Source organism: Mediterraneibacter glycyrrhizinilyticus, assembly GCF_015560805.1.
In the GTDB taxonomy this organism is placed as follows: domain Bacteria; phylum Bacillota; class Clostridia; order Lachnospirales; family Lachnospiraceae; genus Schaedlerella; species Schaedlerella glycyrrhizinilytica_A.
Genome location: NZ_JADMSO010000014.1, coordinates 53,709 through 74,047, shown reverse-complemented (window position 1 = coordinate 74,047; position 20,339 = coordinate 53,709). Strand labels below are relative to the sequence as shown.

The window sequence follows — 20,339 nt, the reverse complement described above, 5'->3', positions numbered from 1 at the left end:
GTCACTTTCATTATACAACACTATCGAATTTAAGGTGTCTTTCTTTTATGCAAAATCACGAACTTGCTCATTTATAGCTATGATTTAAAAAGCAGTGTCGGTGTACAAAGGTCAATATGGTTGATGAAACATAATGAAGCACTCTAAAATAACGTGATTTCAATTATATTGTTCCTTGGACATTGCCGCTAAATTTGAAAAATAATCTTTTCATAACCTATATATAATATAAGGAGGTTTATCTATGCGTTTACGCAACATCCCACGCGCCGAAAGTACCTTGCAGGCGCATGAACTGGTCATCAAACATCCCGAAGAGCAGAAAGGAAAATGGTGCTCTCTTTTCGGCAATTCCAATCCCATCGAGATTGAGATCGGCATGGGAAAAGGACAGTTTCTTCTGAATATGGCAAAGGCTCACCCAGACATCAATTATATCGGGATCGAACGTTACTCCAGCGTACTTCTGCGCGCCGTAGAACGCCTTGATTCCGAAGAATTTCAGGATCTGCACAATATCCGTTTCGTCTGTATGGATGCACGCGATGTCGGAGAAGTCTTCGCTCCCGGTGAGATTTCCCGGATTTACCTGAACTTTTCCGACCCGTGGCCGAAAGCGCGCCATGCCCGCCGCCGTCTTACTTCCCGGGAATTTTTAAGCCGTTACGAACAGGTTCTTCCGTCCGGCGGGAAGATCGAATTTAAAACCGACAACACCGAACTGTTCCGCTTTTCTATGGAAGAAATCACCGAGGCAGGATGGCATTTGGAAAAATACACTTACGACCTGCACCACAACGATGAAATGAACGCCGGAAATATTATGACCGAATATGAAGAGAAATTCTCTTCCCGAGGAAATCCGATCAACAAACTGATCGCCGTCCGTAAAAACTAAACAAGAACCAAATATATTCCGCTGCATACAATAAGATAGAAGACTCTCTAAGCAGAAACGTAAAAAGATCCAATAAATATCGCTCTGCTTTCGTCCAAACAAAATCAGGGGGAATCGCCATGAAACATGCAGCATGGAAATATCGGCTCTGCGAAAAGCTGTACTGTAACCCACAGTGGAACCGCAAATTGATGTGTCTCAAATGTTCTTTTGACGAAGTATGCCGAATCTTAAACACGACCAGAAAATGCCCCGGCAGTCATTGTTCCGGCGGCAATTCTCATCCTTGCCGGGGTTCCTGCAAATGAAAAAACGGATCACCGACGCCGATTATCAGGAAGAAGTTCTAAACTGCCCGCTTCCTGTTCTTGTTGAATTTTTTGCTTCCTGGTGTCCGAAATGTGCGATGATGGAACATACTTTGGATGAGATCGCCGCCGGTCACGAAGACAGACTCCATGTCGTTCAGATTGAAATTGAGGAGTCTCCCTCGCTTGCGTCAGCTTTCGATATCCAGACTGTTCCCACTTTTGTAGTATTTCAAAACGGAACCCCGATCGCAGCCGCAGCCGGGATGCTCAGCAAAGACACCCTACTTGAGATGTTGTCCATCCTTTAACGATTTATCCGATTCCCAATACTTCGGCAAATATAACATCCATCTCATCATAGTTTCCGTCCATACAGAAAGCCGTGCGTCTCTCTCTGTATGGATGGAACTTTAGTTACGATCTTCCCAAACCGCAATGTCTGTGGGACAATTCTCTCTTGAACACTGGCAGGAAATAGTTTACAAAACACAAAATCGAGCCGAAATTTTCAGAAAATAAAAATTTTGTAAAAAAGGCTTGCATTTTTCTAAATCTTTCGATATAATACATCTTGCGTTATCCAATACGGATACTTTTCATTATAGGATATGCGCGATTAGCTCAGTTGGTAGAGCACCTGACTCTTAATCAGGGTGTCCAGGGTTCGAACCCCTGATCGCGCATTCTAATCACTGTTTTTGCAGACATTGTGAGCTGTGGGGACGGTGATTTTTTTGTGTACAGTTTCCCTCGATCAAGGGAGCACCTGCTCCCTTAATTGAGATACATTTTTAAATAGTCTCCTGCCAGACGACGGATATTTTTCGAACACCGGAAACACTTCTTCCTCAAACGTGGTATCAATATCCCAGTAGAGCTCGACCACAATGCTATCTTTACTTATAAAATGGTGGTAAAATGCGCCGACCGAAATCTGCGCTTCTTCACAAATATCCATGATACTGATTTCCTCATAAGTATGTTCTTTTAATAATTTCCTGCACACATCCAGAATCTTAGTGCGTGTCATCTCTGCCTGTTCTTTTCTCGTCCTCTTTTTCTCCATAAAGACCCCCTCTCATTCCTGTCGAATATTGCGTTCATTATAGCATAAACGTACAAAAAACAAAATCCATCAGCCGACTCTCTTCCATATTATATATCACAAAAACATCTCTCTGTTTTCGTGCACTTTAACGAATATTTTTGATTTTAAATCACTTCAATTGATATTTTCATCACAAAGTGTTGATCTATCATTAAATTCAACAGAATGTATTCGGTGAATTTCAAAAAGGAGGTTGCGAATCTATGTCACATTACAAGAAACTGTTTGAAGAAACGCATATCGGAAAAATGAAGCTGTGGAACCGTATTTCCATGGCTCCAATGGGACCTGTTGGCTATGCAAATTCTCGCGGCGGTTTCAACCAACGGCTTCAGGACTATTATGTAGAACGTGCAAAGAACAACGTCGGTCTTATCATCACCGGAGTCTGTTCCGTTGATCTGAACATTGAAGGACTTCCAAGTCTTGGCATGCCTTGTCCGACATCCGACCCATTTGCATTTGTCCACAGCACCTATCCTATGAACGAACGGATTCATGCCTATGGTTCCAAAATACTGCTTCAGCTGACAGGCGGACTCGGACGAAGCGCTCTGCCCGGATTCACAAAGAAGCAAATTGCTCCAAGTGAAGCAGAAAACCGTTTTGAACCATCTATTACGCATCGCGAGATGACAAAAGATGAGATCATGAATTTGATTCAGAAATTCATCCAATCCGCTGCAATTGCAAAAAAAGCTGGATTTGACGGTGTCTTCCGGGCGAGGACTACACGGAAGTCGGCAAAGATATCGAGGAGGGTGTAGCGGCAGCCAAGATTCTCGTTGACGCCGGATATGATTCGCTCAATGTCGACGCCGGAACTTATGACTCCTGGTACTGGAACCATCCGCCAATGTATTTCGAGGACGGTATGTACCGTGAATTTGGTCGCATTTTGAAACAGGAAGTAGATGTTCCGATCATTCTGGCAGGTCGTATGGACAATCCGGAATTGGCAGAAGAATCCATCGGTACCTGTTGTGATATTATCAGCTACGGACGCCCGCTTCTCGCTGACGCAGAGATTGCCACAAAGATCAAAGAGGGAAGAGTTGAAGAGATCCGACCATGTCTCGGCTGCCACGAGGGATGTATGGGACGTATCGCAAATGCGACCGTATCCTGCGCAGTCAATCCGGCATGCGGCAGAGAAAATATTTACGGGCTCACTCCTGCACTCCAGAAAAAGAAGATTCTTGTAGCCGGTGGCGGTATTGCCGGCATGGAAACAGCTCGAGTCTGTGCACTGCGTGGTCATGACGTTGTCCTTTGTGAGAAGAGCGATCACCTTGGCGGCAACCTGATCCCAGGCGGTGTACCACACTTCAAACGTTATGACCTGAAACTTGTGGACTATTACAAACGCCAGATGGAGCTTCAAGGTGTAGAAGTACACCTCAATACCGAAGTCACCGCGGATACCGCAAAATCCTTCCAAGCAGACATCATCGTATGTGCAAGTGGATCCACACCGAAACAGATGACCGTAAACGGTGAACTTCCGGTATATACTGCCGATGAAGTATTGCTCGGAAAACAGGACGCCTCCGATCAGATCGTCATAATCGGCGGCGGACTCGTCGGCTTTGAAACGGCATTGTGGCTGGCACAGCAGGGCAAAAAAGTTTCTGTTGTTGAGATTCTTCCGGAAATTCTTGGCGGACACGGTGCAATGCCTCATATGAACTATTACATGCTGACCGACCTGCTCAACTATCATAAAGTTGACATCTATACAGACACGAAAGTTCTCAAAACAACTTCCGATGGTGTCGTTGTCGAAACCGACGGAACACAGAAAGTTCTTCCGGCAAAAACCGTGATCGCCTCTATCGGCTACAAAGAAAATAATATGCTCTATGAACAACTGAAAGATTCCGAGATTCCGGTATACAACATTGGAGATTCCAGCCAGGTTCACAATATCATGTATGCAATCTGGAATGCATACGAACTTGCCCGCGGTCTCTGATAACAGAACGCTTGCATAATATTTAAACATTTCGAACTGATCAAATGGGGGCGTCCGGCTTTGCCGGACGCCCCCATAACATAAGAAACGCCAGCCTGGTAATATGCTTGCCGGAACTGGCGATTCTTTTCTCTTTATTTCATTTAATACTCAAATACAGCTACACCGTATGCCGGCAGAGGATACTCAAAAGAATACTTCTGACCATCGCACTCGCCCAATACCGATTTATAAATCAGCGGGCGCTCCTCCCCGCTTCCGCCGTATTTCGCATCATCACTGTTCAGGATCAACTTATACTGTTTCCTTTTCGGCACTCCAACCCGATAATCCGGGCGCTCCATCGGCGTAAAGTTACATACAAACAACAGATTTTTCTTCCCATCTTTCGAATGTCTCACAAAGCTGAAAATACTTCGGAATATATCGTCCTTATTGATCCAGTCAAATCCTTTCTCGTCGGTATCCAGTTCATACAACGCTTTATTCTTTCGGTACAGATGAAGCAGATCCTGTACCCAGTTCTGCATCTGCTGATGCGGCTGCTCAGCAAGCAGATACCAGTCAAGTTCCCGCTCCTCACTCCACTCTCGAAGCTGCGCAAAATCCTGTCCCATAAACAAAAGCTTCTTTCCGGGATGTCCGATCATAAACGCATATCCGGCTTTCAAATTGGCAAACTTATCAAATCCGAGCCCCGGCATCTTATTGATCATCGAACATTTCAAATGTACGACCTCATCATGCGACAATACGAGAATATAATTCTCACTGTAGGCATATTCCATCGAAAATGTCATCATATAGTGCGCATTCTTTCGGAATAGCGGATCTAATTTCATATATTCGGTAAAATCATGCATCCAGCCCATATTCCACTTGAGGCTGAATCCCAGTCCGTCGTCTTCCGGATCACCGGTAACTTTCGGCCATGCAGTCGATTCTTCCGCGATCATAACGCTTCCGCGATTTCTTCCGAGAACAACCGAATTCAGATGTCTGAAAAATGCGATCGCCTCCAGATTCTCATTGCCGCCGTATTTATTCGCAACCCATTGACCATCCTGTTTGCCGTAATCCAGATACAACATCGATGCCACCGCGTCCACACGCAGACCGTCCACATGATAATGCTCGATCCAGAACAGCGCATTGGCGATCAGGAAGTTCTGCACTTCCGGCTTACCGTAATCAAAAATCTTCGTTCCCCAATCCGGATGTTCGCCTTTTTTCGGATCTGCATATTCAAATGTCGGTGTTCCGTCAAAGTCAGCCAGTCCATGAGCGTCCCGCGGGAAATGCGCCGGAACCCAGTCCAGGATCACACCGATCTTATTCTTGTGCAGATAATCGATCATATACGCAAAATCTTCCGGCGTGCCATACCGGGATGTCGGTGCATAGTATCCGGTCACCTGATAGCCCCAGGAACCGTCATACGGATGTTCTGCCATCCCCATCAACTCAACATGGGTATACCCCATCTTCTTGACATAATCTGCGATCGCATGTGCAAACTCCCGATATGTATAAAACCCCTCATCTTCTCTTCCGGGATGACGCATCCAGGATCCCGGATGCACTTCATAGATCGACATCGGATTGGTCTTGTTGTCCCATGTCTCCCGTGCAGTCATCCATGCTGCATCTCCCCATTTAAAATGAGAAATATCCGTCACACGGGAAGCGGTTCCCGGACGAAGTTCCGCATAATTCGCAAACGGATCGGCTTTAAACAGACGTTTCCCATGCTGTGTTTCAATACAGAACTTATACATATCTCCCTCTTTCACTCCCGGAACAAAACATGTATAAATACCGATCGGATCCTGACGTTCCATATAGTCTGCGTCAAAATCCCACTCATTAAATTCCCCGATCACAGACACCCGCTTTGCATGCGGCGCCCATACTGCAAAATATACTCCCTCTTTCCCATTCATCTTCACCCGGTGTGCGCCCAGCTTTTTATAAATCTCATAATGTGTCCCCTGACCGAACAGATATTGATCCAGCTCTCCTATCTCAAAAGGCTGCAGCTTTTTCTTCTCTTCATTCTTTTTTGTCTTCATAATGCACCTCACCGCTCATTTTTCTTATACCAGCATTATACTTTATTTATGTTAAAAATAAAAGAGAAAACACTGTAAAACAAGCAAACTTTTTGTCAGTTTTTCACAATTCAAAACGCTTTTTTTCACTTTCCCAACCTTTTCCTTTACCATCTTTTCTCTTGACAGCCATTTTTCTTTACTCCGAATTTTCTTTGAAATGCGTTCTCCGGAATATTTTTTATTTGACCGGATGAAATTTCCGATCAGATAATCACCGGAAGTGCCAAAAGGCACATTCCGGGATTGTAAGCAGTCGCCAAGGTCTCGGGCAAGCCGGACTTGCACCGGCAAGTGTGGTCCAGTTTCGCTGGACACACCTCTATACAAAAAATGCTGCCATACGGGTTTCGCCCCATATAGCAGCACTTTCGTAAATATTATTAAATATTAAAATCTTTCTCTGTCAGCAGAATACGATCTGCATCATCTGTATTCTTGCCAAACACACGCTTCATCAATTTCTTCGCAGACGCTTTCTGGGAATGTGCCATCGCCTCATCCATCACTTCTTTTACTTCTGCAATGGTCACTGCATGATCTTCTCTCTGCAGGGCATCGATTCGGCTGTAAAGCGCCAGCATACCCATTTCGTCAATCCGATATCCATTCTCCTGTGCATAGGTCTGTCCAAATGTAACAAGTTCATCATTGATGAAGATCGGTACCTCCAGACGGCTCGTAAACTTTCTGCGGAACTCTCTGTTAGAACTCAAGAGACGATCCAGCGGCTTTCTCTGATCCTCAAGCACGAGCAACAGTTCTCCGGTATCACGTTCCATCGCCTTGTTCAGACGGGAAACAGTCTTTTCATTCATCTTTCCTGCTTTTTCAATGATCAGCGCACCGCCATACAATTTGCTGAAAATATCGCTGATCTTTTTTTTGTTCAAAGAATCTCCGGTAACGATCGCAACCTTTCCCTGGCGGATATTCCGCTGTTTTTGGATTGCTTTCACGACGTCAACTGCCAGAACTGTTTTTCCGTTTCCTTTATTTCCGATAATAAGCAGATTTCCTGTACGGGAACTTCCCTGACGATTGGTACAGTTTTTATCCTGCTCCAGAACGTCAACCAACTGCTCGCTCATGCCACGGACCGGTACAAAGTAAGAGAACAGCTTCTTCTGTTCATCTGTCAGGCTTGCTCTTCTTTCTCTGCCATCCGGTGATTTCAACTCATATCTTCCATGTACAATAAATCCTGTGTCCGAAATAGATAATGCATCCGAGATCTCATCCAGCGGAAGCGGAGACGTCTTACCTGTTGCGATCAATTTTGCAGTTTCTTTCCGGCTGAGCGGGGTCGTTGCCGACAACAGGTTGATCTCTTCCTCTTCGTCATCTTCAATCTCTCTGTCGTCAATCTCACCCTCTGCTCTCTGATGCGGACGGAATTCCTCTTCAAAACCTGCTGTCACAGACTCCACATCATCTTCATATTCCTCTGCATCGTCGGCATATTCAATTTCTTCCTCTTCGAAAAATGTATCTCCCTCATCTTCCGCATCAAACTCTTCTTCCGGTTCTTCTTCCAACTCCTCCGCAAAGTCTTCCTCGAGATCTGCTGAAAAATCCTCTGGCAAATCTTCCTCGAAGCTTTCCGCCTCATCATCGGAAAGCACATATTCGTCTTCATCTTCTACAAAGTCTTCATATTCGTCTTCATCCAGAACGTCATCAAAATCTTCAAATTCATCTGACGCATCGTCTATACGAAGCTCTTCTGCCACAGCGCCTCTGTTCTCAAGCACTTCCGGTTTTACAGAAACCGTTTTCTTCTCCGCTTTCTTTTCTTCCTGCATGATTGATTCTGATGCCGGGATATTCCCCTCGATCTCATCAATCAGTCTCTGAATATCCGGTGATAAAATCGGCACCGTGCCATTCTTCTTATCGTTCATGTCTTCCTCTTTTCCAGGCTCATACAGAAATACCTCATCGAACTCTTCCATTTCTTCCAGATCTTCCACATCTTTTGGTTCAATCTGAATTTCTTCTTCCTTATCATCAGCTTCTGTCTGTACTGCCCCTTGATCTTCTTGTTCTATATTCTCCCCAAAATCTTCCGGTTCTGATAATTCTTCTGCTTCTGCCGGATCAAAAGTGTATTCCGGCTCCGCTTCTTCAAGCTCTTCGACCCCTTCCGCCTCTGTAAGCTCCAATTCTTCCGCCTCAGCCAATTCCAAGACTTCCGCTTCCTCAAACTCTTCAACCTCTTCCGCCTCTGTAAGCTCCAATTCTTCCGCCTCAGCCGATTCCAAGACTTCCGCTTCTTCAAGCTCTTCCGGCTCTTCCGGCTCTTCCGGCTCTTCGAGTTCTTCCTCATCTTCCGGCTCCGGACGCAATTCCTCAAGATCCGGATCTACTTTCACCGCTTCCATGCGCCGTTTTTCCGAAAGTTCGGCTGCCAGATCCAGATCGGCAACCGACTCTATCTCTTCAATCGCATCCTTTAACTCGCTCAAATCCGCAGTCTGTTCTTCAATCGGTTCTTCTGCCTGCGAATCACTATCCTCATTATTTCCATCATTCAAATGAATATTCAAAAGACTTCTGAGCGCCTCATCCAACTTCATCGTATTGCCGATCTTCCGCTTTGCCGGCTTCGGCTCCTCCGCTGCCTCCGTTACTCCGTCTGCGGATAAACGATCATCACGAACCTGAGACGTACTTTCCGCTCCGGTCTCTCCTGTATCTTCGTTCTCTCCGACCGTCGTACCGGAACTTCCGCCTGCTCCCCCTGCTTCTGCACCATTCCCACCGGAAATCCCCTGTGCCTGTGTAGCAGCTTCCTGAGCCGCCTGATATTCCATCAGGTTCGGCATCTCTTCTGTCTCTCCCGATACTTTCTCATATCTGCGGTCATACTTTTCCTGCTGGGACGGCGTCAGCGGCTTATACTGCATCTTTAATTCCATCGCCTGATAAACGTACTTCCCCTCGCTGAACCATAAAATCAGATCATCACACTCTTCCAGACACTCGGCTGTCATACCGGCTTCCTGATAAAGCTTCGCCAATTCATACGCCCACTCTTCGATGTACTCCGCTTTCTTAAATTCTTCCAATGCATGGATCTGCTGCTCGATCGGAGCACGCTGTGCACGGAGAATCTGATATTTCAAAATATGCTGATTCGGATCTTTTGGAGCGATCTGAATAAATTCATCATAATAATCAATCGCTTCATCCACATTCCTTGTCTTCAGTGCAAGCGTACACAAACGAGAAACGATCTTTCTGCTCCCTTCCGCACGATGATAGGCAATATTAAGAACTTCATAACTCTTCTGATAGTCCCTGTTCTTCTCATAAATATCACTGACATTCGCCAGCATCGTTGTATTACGAACTCTTCTCCAGTCAATCGTATCCGCAATTGCTGCGGCTTTTCCGTATGCACCGTCTTCCATAAGTTCAAGCATCTGTTCTGTCTTCAACTTATATTCATACTTGTCCACTGCGCTCACCTCGTCAACTTAAATTTTAATAGATCCGGAATACTCTGTAAAACAGAGTTTCCCTTTCTGCGCGCCCGGCAACAAAACCTTAACGAACAATAATTCTTTCAATAGTTTACCATAATGCACCCGTCTTGTCAAAAAAATGCATCCTCAACCTATATTGAAGATGCATTTTAATTATTATTTAATTTTATCATTTTGATTTATTTATAAATCGGAGGAATCTATTGATTGGATTCCTGTAAGACCTTTACCGTTGTTATTGATCCGCCAGTCTGTTATTAGGATAAGACTTGCTTCCTAAACCTCCTGTCTTCCAATATCAACTTTTTACAACCGAAATCCTTACACTTTTCATGAAACCGGATCTTTTTCCAATCTTCTCAACTCACAACTTCTCGAATACGAACTTCTTATCTTCTTTTGTGGTCTCTCCTGAAAAGTCAGGTATTAACTTCATATTCTAAACATATCCGATTAGTTATTCTTTCTATAATCTTTCGATTCCACGATACTGTGCTCAATACCCTGACCTCATACTCAATTATTCTTTCTATAACTAAGATCTGTTTTTATGAAGTGATAGTCCGCCGATGTTTCTTTACACATCTATGGAAATCTCGTTGTTTGTGGCAACTGTATTCAATACGTCTGTAAATGTTCAATCGTTTGACTTTTCATCCGAACTCTGTACACTCCGATTATGAACCTTTTCATTCTCGATTTTCCGGATGCCTTTATCTATGATCGGTAAAGGTCTCTTTTTCACAGGAACTTTCATTTACCGTACCACTGACATATTGAATTGTAACTGAAATCACGCTGTCCATGGGACCCTTGCCTCCTTATCGCTTATTTTAAACATCTGAGAAAATATCTTTCTTCATATTCTCTCATCTGTAATCCTTTTATGGAACTGATTTTTAGTTCTTTTTTGGATTGACTTTATAATAGCACCAAGCCTTTATATTGTCAAGTAATTTTTTATATTTATTTTTATTATTTTATAACTTTATATTTTATTTCTTTTTTTCAGTTATTTTAACCTATTATGATAAACAGATCCGGTTCACATAATAGCTGTCTTTCCGCTTGGACAACAGAACTGTACATTCCCCGCTTCCGAACAAAACAATAAAATAAGAAGCTGCACATGACAGCCTCTTACCTCATTTTTATTTAGCAGATCTCCGCTCCGGACGGCATCGGTTTTTCCGGCGTCATAAGCGCCAGGTTTCCATCGGCGTCTTCTGCACACAGAAGCATTCCCTCAGACAGCACGCCTGCCAGTTTTGCCGGTTTCAGATTCACAAGCACCATCACTTTCTTGCCGACCATTTCTTCTGCCGTATAATGTGCTTTGATTCCGGAAACGATCTGTTTTACCTGACTTCCGATCTTCACCTGAGAACAAAGCAGCTTTTTAGATTTTTTCACTTCCTCACAGGCGATGATCTCGCCTACCTGAAACTGCATTGCACCGAACTGATCGAATGTGATCTCCGGTTTAGCCTCGATATCGATTCCCTCTTCTTCTGCCGCTTTTTCTTCTTCGGAAGTCTCGTCTTTCTGCGGATGAAGCGCTTCCACTTTCTCCATCACTTCATTCAGATTCAGACGCTGGAACAGGATCTCCGGCTTATCAGTCACATGTCCGCCGCCAAGCTGCTCTAAAATCTTCTTGCTTGTAGATGGCATAAAGGATTCCAGAAGTACCGCGCCTGCGGAAATTCCCTGGATCAGGTTCCACAATACAGTTTCCAGACGGTCTTTCTTCGCCTCGTCTTTTGCCAATACCCAAGGCATGGTCTCGTCGATATATTTGTTGCAGCGTTTGAACAGGTTGAAGATTTCTGTCATCGCATCCGCCACACGTAGCTCTTCCATCTTGTCTTCCACCAGTTTCGGCACATTTTCCATCACCGCTTTTAAGTCCGCGTCTACTTCTTCTGTCACACCCTTATCTGTCACAGTTCCGCCGAAATATTTATTGGTCATGGAAACCGTACGGTTCACAAGATTTCCCAGCGTATTGGCAAGATCGGAATTCATACGTTCTACCATCAGTTCCCAGGAGATCACACCGTCGTTTTCAAACGGCATCTCATGAAGCACAAAATAACGTACCGCGTCTACACCGAAGAAATCAACCAGTTCATCCGCATACAATACGTTTCCTTTGGATTTGCTCATCTTTCCGTCTCCCTGCAGAAGCCACGGATGTCCGAAAATCTGTTTCGGGAGCGGCAGATCCAGCGCCATCAAAAAGATCGGCCAGTAAATGGTATGGAAGCGGATGATATCTTTTCCGATCAGATGCAGATCTGCCGGCCAGTCTTTTTTAAACTGCTCCGTATTCTCTCCGTCACAGTCATATCCGATTCCGGTAATGTAGTTCGTCAGAGCGTCCAGCCATACATACACAACATGTTTCGGATCAAAGTCCACCGGGATCCCCCATTTGAAAGATGTTCTGGACACACACAGATCCTGCAGTCCCGGGAGCAGGAAGTTGTTCATCATCTCATTCTTTCTTGATACCGGCTGGATAAATTCCGGATGTGTGTTGATATGTTCAATCAAACGATCCGCATATTTGCTCATTTTGAAGAAATAAGCCTCTTCTTTTGCCGGCTGTACTTCCCGTCCGCAGTCCGGACATTTTCCGTCTACAAGCTGGGATTCCGTAAAGAAAGACTCGCAAGGCGTACAATACATTCCCTCGTAGTGTCCTTTGTAAATATCGCCCTGATCGTAAAGTTTCTTAAAGATCTTCTGAACCTGTTTCTCATGGTACTCATCGGTTGTACGGACAAATTTGTCATAAGATGTGTCCATCAGATCCCAGATCCGTTTGATCTCGCAGGATACATTGTCCACGAACTGTTTCGGAGAAATGCCCGCTTCCTCGGCTTTCAGTTCGATCTTCTGTCCATGTTCGTCTGTTCCGGTCTGGAAAAATACGTCATATCCCTGACTTCTTTTATATCTTGCGATCGCGTCCGCAAGTACGATCTCATAAGTGTTTCCGATATGCGGTTTGCCTGATGTATAAGCAATCGCAGTTGTAATGTAATACTTTGGTTTCTCAGCCATTTTTATCTCTCCTTTTTCGTTCTCAGCACGGCGGCAGAATGTCTGCCCATGATCACCACAGCTTCTCCGTGCTCTACTATATATTCATCCGGCATCGTTGTATATCCTTCTTCATAAGAATACATCAGCCGTTCCATCCGGCAGTTCTCGGGAACCTCCGCCCGCCATACCGGAATCGTCAGTTCGCGCAGTTCCTTGCTGTTGTTCAGAACGACAACTATCTGTTCCTCTCCCTGAAACCGACCGTAGGCAAGAATATTCTTCTCCCAGTACAGCATACAGATCGATCCGCACCGCAGCGGAAGTTCTTCCTTGTGGATCCGGATCATTTCACGGTGAAACTCGATCAGTTCCCGATTCTCATTTCCCCAGGGATACGTCCTCCGGTTGTCCGGGTCCGTAAATCCGCAAAGTCCTGCCTCGTCTCCATAATAGATCGTCGGCGATCCCACCCAGGTCATCTGGACGGCGACCGCCTCCCGCATGACAGCCAGGTTCACTCCTTCTTTTGCCGCATTGCTTCCCAACGTTCCGACACGACCGACAATATGATTTGTTCTCGTCAGAAACCGGGAATGGTCATGATTGGACAATTCATTCATCGCCACCTGCAAAGATGGGGTCAGCATGCACGACATAAAATGATCCATCGCCGCGACAAAATTATCCGCATTCCCCCAAAGATCCATCCGCCGTTCATCACTGTGCTTTTCCATCCCGGTCAAAAACCAGGTCAGCGGTTCCATAAACGCATCATAATTCATGACACTGTCCCACTCGTCTCCCTGCAGCCATTCCGCAGGGTCTCCATAATGTTCCGCGAGGATCAGCGCATCCGGACGGACAGCTTTTACTTCTTTTCTGAACCGTTTCCAGAATAAATGATTGTATTCATTGGAATATCCAAGATCCGCCGCCACATCCAGACGCCACCCGTCCACATTATACGGCGGCGAAACCCATTTTTTCCCGATGCCGATGATATAATCTTCCAGTCGTCTTGAATCTTCATAATTCAGCTTCGGTAATGTATCATGTCCCCACCAGCCGTCATAACTTCCATTATACGGCCATGAAGAATCTCTGTCATCTTCAAAACGGAAAAACTCCCGATACGGACTTCCGGCGCTGACATACGCGCCTTTCTCGTATGCTTCCTGTCTTTCGTAAATCAGCTCCCGATCCATCCATTTGTTGAACGAGCCACAATGATTGAATACTCCGTCCAATATCACGCGCATTCCGCGCCGGTGCATCTCTTCCACCAGTTCCGCAAACAATGCATTGCTTGCTTCCAGATTTTCTTTCGCCCCGGTACGGATCTGGTACATCGACGCATCACGGTTGCCCTGCGCGCCCTCCGCAAGCGGTGAGCCTCCGTCTTTGACGATCCGTCCGTAATGCGGATCGATATAATCATAATCCTGAATATCATATTTATGATTCGACGGAGATACAAACAACGGATTGAAGTAGACCACCTCTACCCCCAGTTCCTGCAGATAATCCAGTTTTTCAAGAACACCCTGCAAGTCTCCGCCGTAAAACCGCCGCACATCCATTGCCGTTGGAGGTTCTGCCCAGTCCGTCACTTTCTCGCACGGCGCGCCGATATAAATATACTCCCGCGATTCCACGTCGTTGGTCGGATCGCCATTGTAAAAACGATCTACGAAAATCTGATACATCACGGCGCCTTTTGCCCAGTCCGGCGTGGAAAATCCGGGCGCGATCCGGAACTGATAGAATGTGTTCAAATTGTCCGAGACGCCATATCTGGTAAAGTAGCAGACCTCATCTCCGCTGACGATCTTAAAATAATAGCAAAACGTCTCTTCCTCTAACTGCCACGTTGTCTCATAATAATCAAATATCCCACGGGAAGACGCTTTTTCCATTTGTATTTCTTCTCTTCCCTCTGCAACAAGGAAGACGCCTGAGACGTCTTCCTTTGCCGTTCGAAACCGCAGCACGATTTTTTGATTTTTTTCGGGCTCTGCCGGTATCACATACGACGAAGTCCCATCACAAAACAGTGCTTTTCTATTCATAAATCCCTCCTGTCAAAATACAGGACTCCTGACTCTTTATTCTTCAAAAAGAGCTTCAAATTCCTTACGCGTGATCTTTTCTTTTTCCAGCAGAAGCTGCGCGCAGGATTCCAGAACCGAATGATATTCCTGCAGGATCTTTCTCGCTTTCGCATAACATTCGTCGACGATACGTTTCACCTCTTCGTCGATCGTTCCCGCCACTTTCTCTCCGTATCCTCTGGATGTATGACCAAAGTCCCGTCCGATAAACACTTCATCGCTGTCGTTATCATAATTGATCAGACCAAGCCGCTCTGACATACCAAACTTCGTGATCATCGATTTTGCGATCGCTGTCGCCTGTTTGATATCCTGTGAAGCTCCTGTCGTAATATCGTCGAAGATCTCTTCCTCTGCCACACGTCCTCCGAGAGAAACGGTGATCTCCTGAAGCATCTGCCCTTTCGTATTGAACATCTCGTCTTTTTCCGGAAGCGGCATCGTATAGCCGCCCGCACCGCCGGTCGGAACGATCGATACACTGTACACCGGTCCCACGTCCGGAAGTACATGGAACAGGATCGCATGTCCCGCCTCGTGATAGGCTGTGATCCGGCGTTCTTTTTCCGATACGACACGGCTTCTCTTCTCCGGTCCGATCCCGACTTTTACAAATGCATGACGGATATCCGCCTGCTGTAAGTATACACGGTTCTCTTTTGCTGCCAGGATTGCCGCCTCATTCATCAGATTTTCCAGATCCGCTCCGGTAAATCCTGCCGTCGTCTGCGCGATCTGCTTCAGATCTACATCTTCCGCAAGCGGTTTGTTCTTGGAATGGACTTTGAGGATTTCTTCTCTGCCTGCCACATCCGGTCGTCCTACGATCACATTCCGGTCGAAACGTCCCGGACGCAGGATCGCAGGATCCAGAATATCTTTCCGGTTTGTCGCCGCCATAACGATAATGCCCTCGTTGACGCCGAATCCATCCATCTCGACAAGCAGCTGGTTCAGCGTCTGCTCACGCTCGTCATGTCCGCCGCCCAGACCGCTGCCTCGTCTTCTCGCCACAGCGTCGATCTCATCGATAAAGATGATACACGGCGCATTTCTCTTGGCATCCTGAAACAGATCGCGGACACGAGACGCGCCAACACCGACAAACATCTCCACAAAATCCGAACCGGAAATACTGAAAAACGGAACGCCCGCTTCTCCTGCGACCGCTTTCGCAAGCAACGTCTTACCGGTTCCCGGAGGTCCCTCTAAAAGTACGCCTTTCGGGATCCGCGCTCCGACCTGGATATATTTCTTCGGCGCTTTCAGGAAATCTACGATCTCCTCCAGCTCTTCTTTTTCCTCCCGTAGTCCGGCAACCTGTGCAAATGTCACTTTCTGCTCATCCGGCGAACTCATTTTCGCACGGCTCTTCCCGAAATTCATTGCCTTGGCGTTGCCTCCGCCATTCTGGCGGTTCATCAGCATAAAAAGTAAAAATACGCCGACCATCGTGATCAGTACCGGAAGCAGGATCGTTGTCATCCATGTATCTTCGTGCACATTCAGCAGCCGGTAATTGGATACTCCCTCTTTTTCAAGCATATCCTGAATCTCATTGACATCGGATACATACACCCGCCTTACAGCTCCGCTGTCTTTTAATGTGATCGTAACCACACCGGTGGGCGCCGTCTTGTTCTGAGAGATCGTCAGATCCGCCACATTGTCGCTTTCCACTTCCTGAACAAACTGGGTGTAGGTGATCTCCTGTCCCTGCTGCTGCATTTTCCCCATGAACCAAAGCGATCCAAATACGATCACAATAAACATCAGGAACGGAACACCGTTAAATCCCCTGTTTTTGCTGTCTTTATTCAAAGCCTGATACTCCTTCCTATTCCAGACCTTCCACCACTCCGATGTATGGAAGATTTCTGTATTTCTGTGCGTAGTCCAGACCATAGCCGACTACGAACTCATCCGGGATCTCGAATCCCACATAATCTACTTTCACATCACGCTCTCTGCGCTCCGGCTTATCCAGCAGTGTACACAGATGGATGCTCTTCGGATTGCGTTTTTTCAAAATGTCGATCAGGTAATATAACGTTCTTCCCGAATCAATGATGTCCTCCACGATCAATACGTCTTTCCCCTCGATCGCTTCATCCAGATCTTTCGCGATCCGAACGACTCCGCTGGAGGTGGTTCCGTCACCATAACTGCTGACACACATAAAATCCATAGAAACCGGCACGGTGATCCGTTTTGCCAGTTCGCACATAAAGAACACGCCGCCTTTCAGCACACAGATCAAATGTACCTGTTTGCCGGCATAGTCTTCGCTTATTTTCTTTCCGAGCTCCATAATTCTTTTGTCTACATCTTCTTCCGATACCAATACGCGTATTGTTTCAGCCATTTTTCTTTTCCTCCGTTGACTTCATTTTCTCTACATCGATCTGCAGGATCCTCTTCGTTTCACTGCTGATCCGGTATGCACTGCCCATCCGGTATCCCAGGATCCATACGATCTGGTTCCCCTCTGCGATCAGTGGGATTTCTTCCCGTTGTTTGTACGGGATTTTCTCATTTACAAACCAGGACTTCAATTTCTGCCGGTGTCCTGCACCGTCCACGGTGATCCAGTCGCCGCTTTGACGCGTCCTGATATGCAGACACTTTTTTATTATATCATAGTCAAACCATTTCGTGTAGGTTTTTTGCGGAATATCTGTCCCCTCCGACAACGGATTTTTTTCCAGGATCCGGCAGGTCACTTTCAGATTTTGTTCCGGCAGAACCGTTGTTCCCGGAATTGTCAGACAAACTGTAGTTTGTTCCGCGCGCCGTTCTTTTACAGGCTGTTCTTCTTCGTACCGGATTTTTTTCAGGCGTACGCCCTCGTACTCGCGCACTGCGCGCACGCGCGCCGGAAGATCCAGACAGCGTCCGGGCTGTTTTTCCAACAACGCACGCACATCTTCCACATGCACACGCCCCAGATTTTTCTGCGTTGCCGCGGTTTCTGTCAGGCATCGGAAGATCACCTTGTTCTGCAGCAATTCCGGATACTGCGAAAGCGGCTCTTTCCGGATCAGACAGATTTCGTCCGATTCTTTTTCCACACACACCCGATACGCTGCTTCGACCTGCATCTCCACATAATCGTCCAGCTCCCGGAGTTCCTCCATCGTCGTATTCATATGCCGGATCGTCTGCCGGTTGATCTGCTCCTCCAGCACCGGAAGCACGAGATGCCGCAGTTTGTTCCGCGTATAGTCGGTTTCCAGATTCGTCGCGTCCGTACAATAAGGCTGCTGCCGTTTTTGAAGAAATATTTCGATTTCTCCCCGCGTCATTCCGAGAAGCGGACGGATATAGACGCCGTTGACCGGACGGATCCCGCCCAATCCATGCAGTCCGCATCCGCGGCACAGATTCCACAAAAATGTCTCGGCATTGTCATTTTCATGGTGCGCCAGCGCGATTTTGCAGGCGTTCCTGCTCTGCATTTCCTTTTCAAACAATCCCCTGCGGATCTCCCGCCCTGCTTCCTCCAGAGATTGTTTCCTCTTTTTTGCCGTTGATTCCAGATCCACCGAAAAAACCTGCAGCGGCACGCCATATTTTTCACAGAGATCACGGACAAACTGTTCATCCCGGTCGGATGCCTCCCCGCGGTATCCGTGGTTGATGTGTACCGCATAAAATGCAAAATCCATTTCTTTTTGGAGCTCCAGAAGCACGAAAAACAGGCATACCGAATCTGCACCTCCCGATATACCTGCCACAATCCTGTCTCCGCTTTCGATCATATGATATTTTTGAATATATGCTTTTATCGTTTTCATATGTAAACTATAACGCAACTTTGTAAGAAATTGCAAGATGTGCGTTCATTTTTCCCATACTCCGATCACCAGAACCGTCATATCATCCTGCGGCGGTTCTTCACTCCAATTCTGTACCTGTTGTAAAATGTGATTTGCAAACTCTTTCGGGTTGATCATCGACGTTCCCTGAATGATCGTTTCCAGCAGCACATCCTGTTCTCCGGTCGGCAGCGCATCCATCACCCCATCCGTCACCATGATCACAAAATCGCCGTCTTTCAACGTTCGTTTGACGGAATCGAGTTCCAGCTTGTGTACCACTCCGATCGGAAGACTTGTGGAACTTAAATGTTCTACTTTATCTTTTCGCTTGATAAATGTAGCCGAAGCCCCCGCCTTAATAAATTCACATTCCCCGGTATACAGATCGAAGACACTGAGATCCACCGTAGAATAATGGATTTCCTCACGCCCCAGTACAAGCGTCGTGTTGATCATCTGGATCGCCGCCTTTTCCGGAAATCCTGCTTCCAGCAGTTCTTCCAGAAGTTCGATCACTCTGGTACTCTCCCTGCATGCCCGCACGCCCGATCCCATTCCGTCGGAGAGCGCCGCGCTCTGCCTGCCACCCTGAAGATTTGCCATCATAAAATTGTCCCCGGAGATCTGACTGCTGCCTTTCCCGATCCTCGCCACGCCATGCAGCGTATAATAGCGCGGTCCCTCCAGACAGATCACCGTCGCATACTCTTTCCCGAGCATTTGCGACTGGGTTCCCTCCGGCACGAGCCTCCGCCCCATTGCCGAGGAAACTTCTTTTGCTACTTCTTTCACTGTCACATACTGTTCTTTCAACGAGCGGGCAGTGACATGCACCTCATACTTTCCCTCTTTGTTCATAAAGAAATTGGTGTTCAGAACCCGCACGCCGCGCCGTTTCAGATTCGCCGTGATCCTTTTCGACAGCCGTTCGTCGGTAAACATACTGTCCTCCAACTCTTTTGCGGAAATCCGGATCAGATCTGCAAACGTGTCCATCTGCAACGCGCAGCCCTCCCGGCTCTGGGCAATACGGTTCACCCACATCATATTCTGCCTTGCCTCATGAAATGCTTCCAGTATTTCCCGCAGAAAACGCGGCGCTTTGACACAGCACTGCTGCAGCCGTCGTTTTGTCTCAGTATTCAGTTCATTTCCATACCGATCTACTGCAGAAAGGATCTCATATCCCATCTGATACGTCCGCACAAAATTTTCTCCCCAGCACCAGGAACATTTTTCACATTGTCTGCATACCTTTTCTTTCACACAGTCAAACATCCGCTCGACTTCATCTTCGGTAAACGCTTTCTTCTTTTCTTCCATCCTGAGAAATGTGTTTGTAAGCTGCTTCATCGAATCCGCAAGCTTCTCGATCTGTGTCACATACGGGCTGGTATGTAATACTTGTCCCACATCCATTTTCCGACTCCTCCCGTCCCGATTTTCGGTTGTGTTTTTT

Annotated in this window: 13 protein-coding genes and 1 tRNA gene; 5 read left to right on the top strand and 9 right to left on the bottom strand. The window is 46.5% G+C overall.

From position 1 onward, the window contains the following. Nucleotides 1-244: 244 nt before the first annotated feature. The 3 genes from trmB (at nucleotide 245) to I2H87_RS12305 (ending at nucleotide 1,892) form a co-directional block, all read left to right on the top strand. Nucleotides 245-898, top strand: a complete 654-nt coding sequence (gene trmB, locus I2H87_RS12315; protein WP_009267529.1) for a tRNA (guanosine(46)-N7)-methyltransferase TrmB — start codon at nucleotides 245-247, stop codon at nucleotides 896-898. 304 nt (nucleotides 899-1,202) lie between these two features. Next, entirely contained in the window at nucleotides 1,203-1,517 is a 315-nt protein-coding gene (locus tag I2H87_RS12310) for a thioredoxin family protein (RefSeq protein ID WP_009267530.1), read from the top strand. A gap of 302 nt (nucleotides 1,518-1,819) precedes the next feature. Beyond that, a tRNA-Lys gene (locus I2H87_RS12305) sits at nucleotides 1,820-1,892 on the top strand. 71 nt (nucleotides 1,893-1,963) lie between these two features. Here the strand turns inward: I2H87_RS12305 and I2H87_RS12300 are convergent. After that, the gene (locus tag I2H87_RS12300; RefSeq protein WP_009267531.1) at nucleotides 1,964-2,275 is read right to left on the bottom strand and encodes a TetR/AcrR family transcriptional regulator; all 312 of its coding nucleotides are present in this window, start codon (nucleotides 2,273-2,275) and stop codon (nucleotides 1,964-1,966) included. A gap of 245 nt (nucleotides 2,276-2,520) precedes the next feature. Here I2H87_RS12300 and I2H87_RS14025 point away from each other — a divergent pair, with 245 nt between their 5' ends. Both I2H87_RS14025 and I2H87_RS12295 read left to right on the top strand, forming a co-directional pair. Then, nucleotides 2,521-3,084 carry an oxidoreductase gene (locus I2H87_RS14025; protein WP_330611586.1) on the top strand — a complete coding sequence of 188 codons (564 nt, stop codon included), beginning with the start codon at nucleotides 2,521-2,523 and terminating at the stop codon, nucleotides 3,082-3,084. Beyond that, entirely contained in the window at nucleotides 3,069-4,292 is a 1,224-nt protein-coding gene (locus tag I2H87_RS12295; protein ID WP_330611588.1) for an FAD-dependent oxidoreductase, read from the top strand. The genes I2H87_RS14025 and I2H87_RS12295 overlap by 16 nt, the downstream gene beginning before the upstream one ends. Nucleotides 4,293-4,435: 143 nt before the next feature. Here the strand turns inward: I2H87_RS12295 and glgB are convergent, their stop codons facing one another. The 8 genes from glgB to I2H87_RS12255 all read right to left on the bottom strand — a co-directional run bounded on the left by glgB (nucleotide 4,436) and on the right by I2H87_RS12255 (nucleotide 20,299). Next, complete coding sequence (glgB, locus tag I2H87_RS12290) at nucleotides 4,436-6,364, bottom strand: 1,4-alpha-glucan branching protein GlgB (protein ID WP_195610155.1); 1,929 nt, start codon at nucleotides 6,362-6,364, stop codon at nucleotides 4,436-4,438. A 422-nt stretch (nucleotides 6,365-6,786) separates the two neighbouring features. Beyond that, nucleotides 6,787-9,831 (bottom strand): AAA family ATPase, encoded by a 3,045-nt coding sequence (locus I2H87_RS12285; protein ID WP_207746091.1) that lies wholly within the window; start codon nucleotides 9,829-9,831, stop codon nucleotides 6,787-6,789. A 1,218-nt stretch (nucleotides 9,832-11,049) separates the two neighbouring features. After that, nucleotides 11,050-12,966, bottom strand: coding sequence for a methionine--tRNA ligase (metG, locus tag I2H87_RS12280; RefSeq protein ID WP_022152045.1), 1,917 nt, complete (start codon nucleotides 12,964-12,966; stop codon nucleotides 11,050-11,052). Nucleotides 12,967-12,968: 2 nt separating this feature from the next. After that, entirely contained in the window at nucleotides 12,969-15,017 is a 2,049-nt protein-coding gene (locus I2H87_RS12275; protein WP_195610151.1) for a glycoside hydrolase family 13 protein, read from the bottom strand. A 36-nt stretch (nucleotides 15,018-15,053) separates the two neighbouring features. Then, nucleotides 15,054-16,832: an ATP-dependent zinc metalloprotease FtsH gene (gene ftsH, locus I2H87_RS12270; RefSeq protein WP_044954808.1), complete on the bottom strand. Its 1,779-nt coding sequence runs from the start codon at nucleotides 16,830-16,832 to the stop codon at nucleotides 15,054-15,056. 64 nt (nucleotides 16,833-16,896) lie between these two features. Next, entirely contained in the window at nucleotides 16,897-17,424 is a 528-nt protein-coding gene (gene hpt / locus I2H87_RS12265) for a hypoxanthine phosphoribosyltransferase (RefSeq protein WP_009267542.1), read from the bottom strand. Next, entirely contained in the window at nucleotides 17,417-18,796 is a 1,380-nt protein-coding gene (gene tilS / locus I2H87_RS12260; protein ID WP_330611585.1) for a tRNA lysidine(34) synthetase TilS, read from the bottom strand. Before tilS ends, hpt begins: the two co-directional genes overlap by 8 nt. 105 nt (nucleotides 18,797-18,901) lie before the next feature. Next, the gene (locus I2H87_RS12255; protein WP_195610147.1) at nucleotides 18,902-20,299 is read right to left on the bottom strand and encodes a SpoIIE family protein phosphatase; all 1,398 of its coding nucleotides are present in this window, start codon (nucleotides 20,297-20,299) and stop codon (nucleotides 18,902-18,904) included. Nucleotides 20,300-20,339: the final 40 nt, after the last annotated feature.

Bases quoted from the DNA above. Each gene is read 5' to 3' on its own strand.
- trmB (WP_009267529.1), top strand. From the start codon at position 245: ATGCGTTTACGCAACATCCCACGCGCCGAAAGTACCTTGCAGGCGCAT.
- I2H87_RS12310 (WP_009267530.1), top strand. From the start codon at position 1,203: ATGAAAAAACGGATCACCGACGCCGATTATCAGGAAGAAGTTCTAAAC.
- I2H87_RS12300 (WP_009267531.1), bottom strand. From the start codon at position 2,275: ATGGAGAAAAAGAGGACGAGAAAAGAACAGGCAGAGATGACACGCACT.
- I2H87_RS14025 (WP_330611586.1), top strand. From the start codon at position 2,521: ATGTCACATTACAAGAAACTGTTTGAAGAAACGCATATCGGAAAAATG.
- glgB (WP_195610155.1), bottom strand. From the start codon at position 6,364: ATGAAGACAAAAAAGAATGAAGAGAAGAAAAAGCTGCAGCCTTTTGAG.
- I2H87_RS12285 (WP_207746091.1), bottom strand. From the start codon at position 9,831: ATGCTTGAACTTATGGAAGACGGTGCATACGGAAAAGCCGCAGCAATT.
- metG (WP_022152045.1), bottom strand. From the start codon at position 12,966: ATGGCTGAGAAACCAAAGTATTACATTACAACTGCGATTGCTTATACA.
- I2H87_RS12275 (WP_195610151.1), bottom strand. From the start codon at position 15,017: ATGAATAGAAAAGCACTGTTTTGTGATGGGACTTCGTCGTATGTGATA.
- ftsH (WP_044954808.1), bottom strand. From the start codon at position 16,832: ATGTTTATTGTGATCGTATTTGGATCGCTTTGGTTCATGGGGAAAATG.
- hpt (WP_009267542.1), bottom strand. From the start codon at position 17,424: ATGGCTGAAACAATACGCGTATTGGTATCGGAAGAAGATGTAGACAAA.
- I2H87_RS12255 (WP_195610147.1), bottom strand. From the start codon at position 20,299: ATGGATGTGGGACAAGTATTACATACCAGCCCGTATGTGACACAGATC.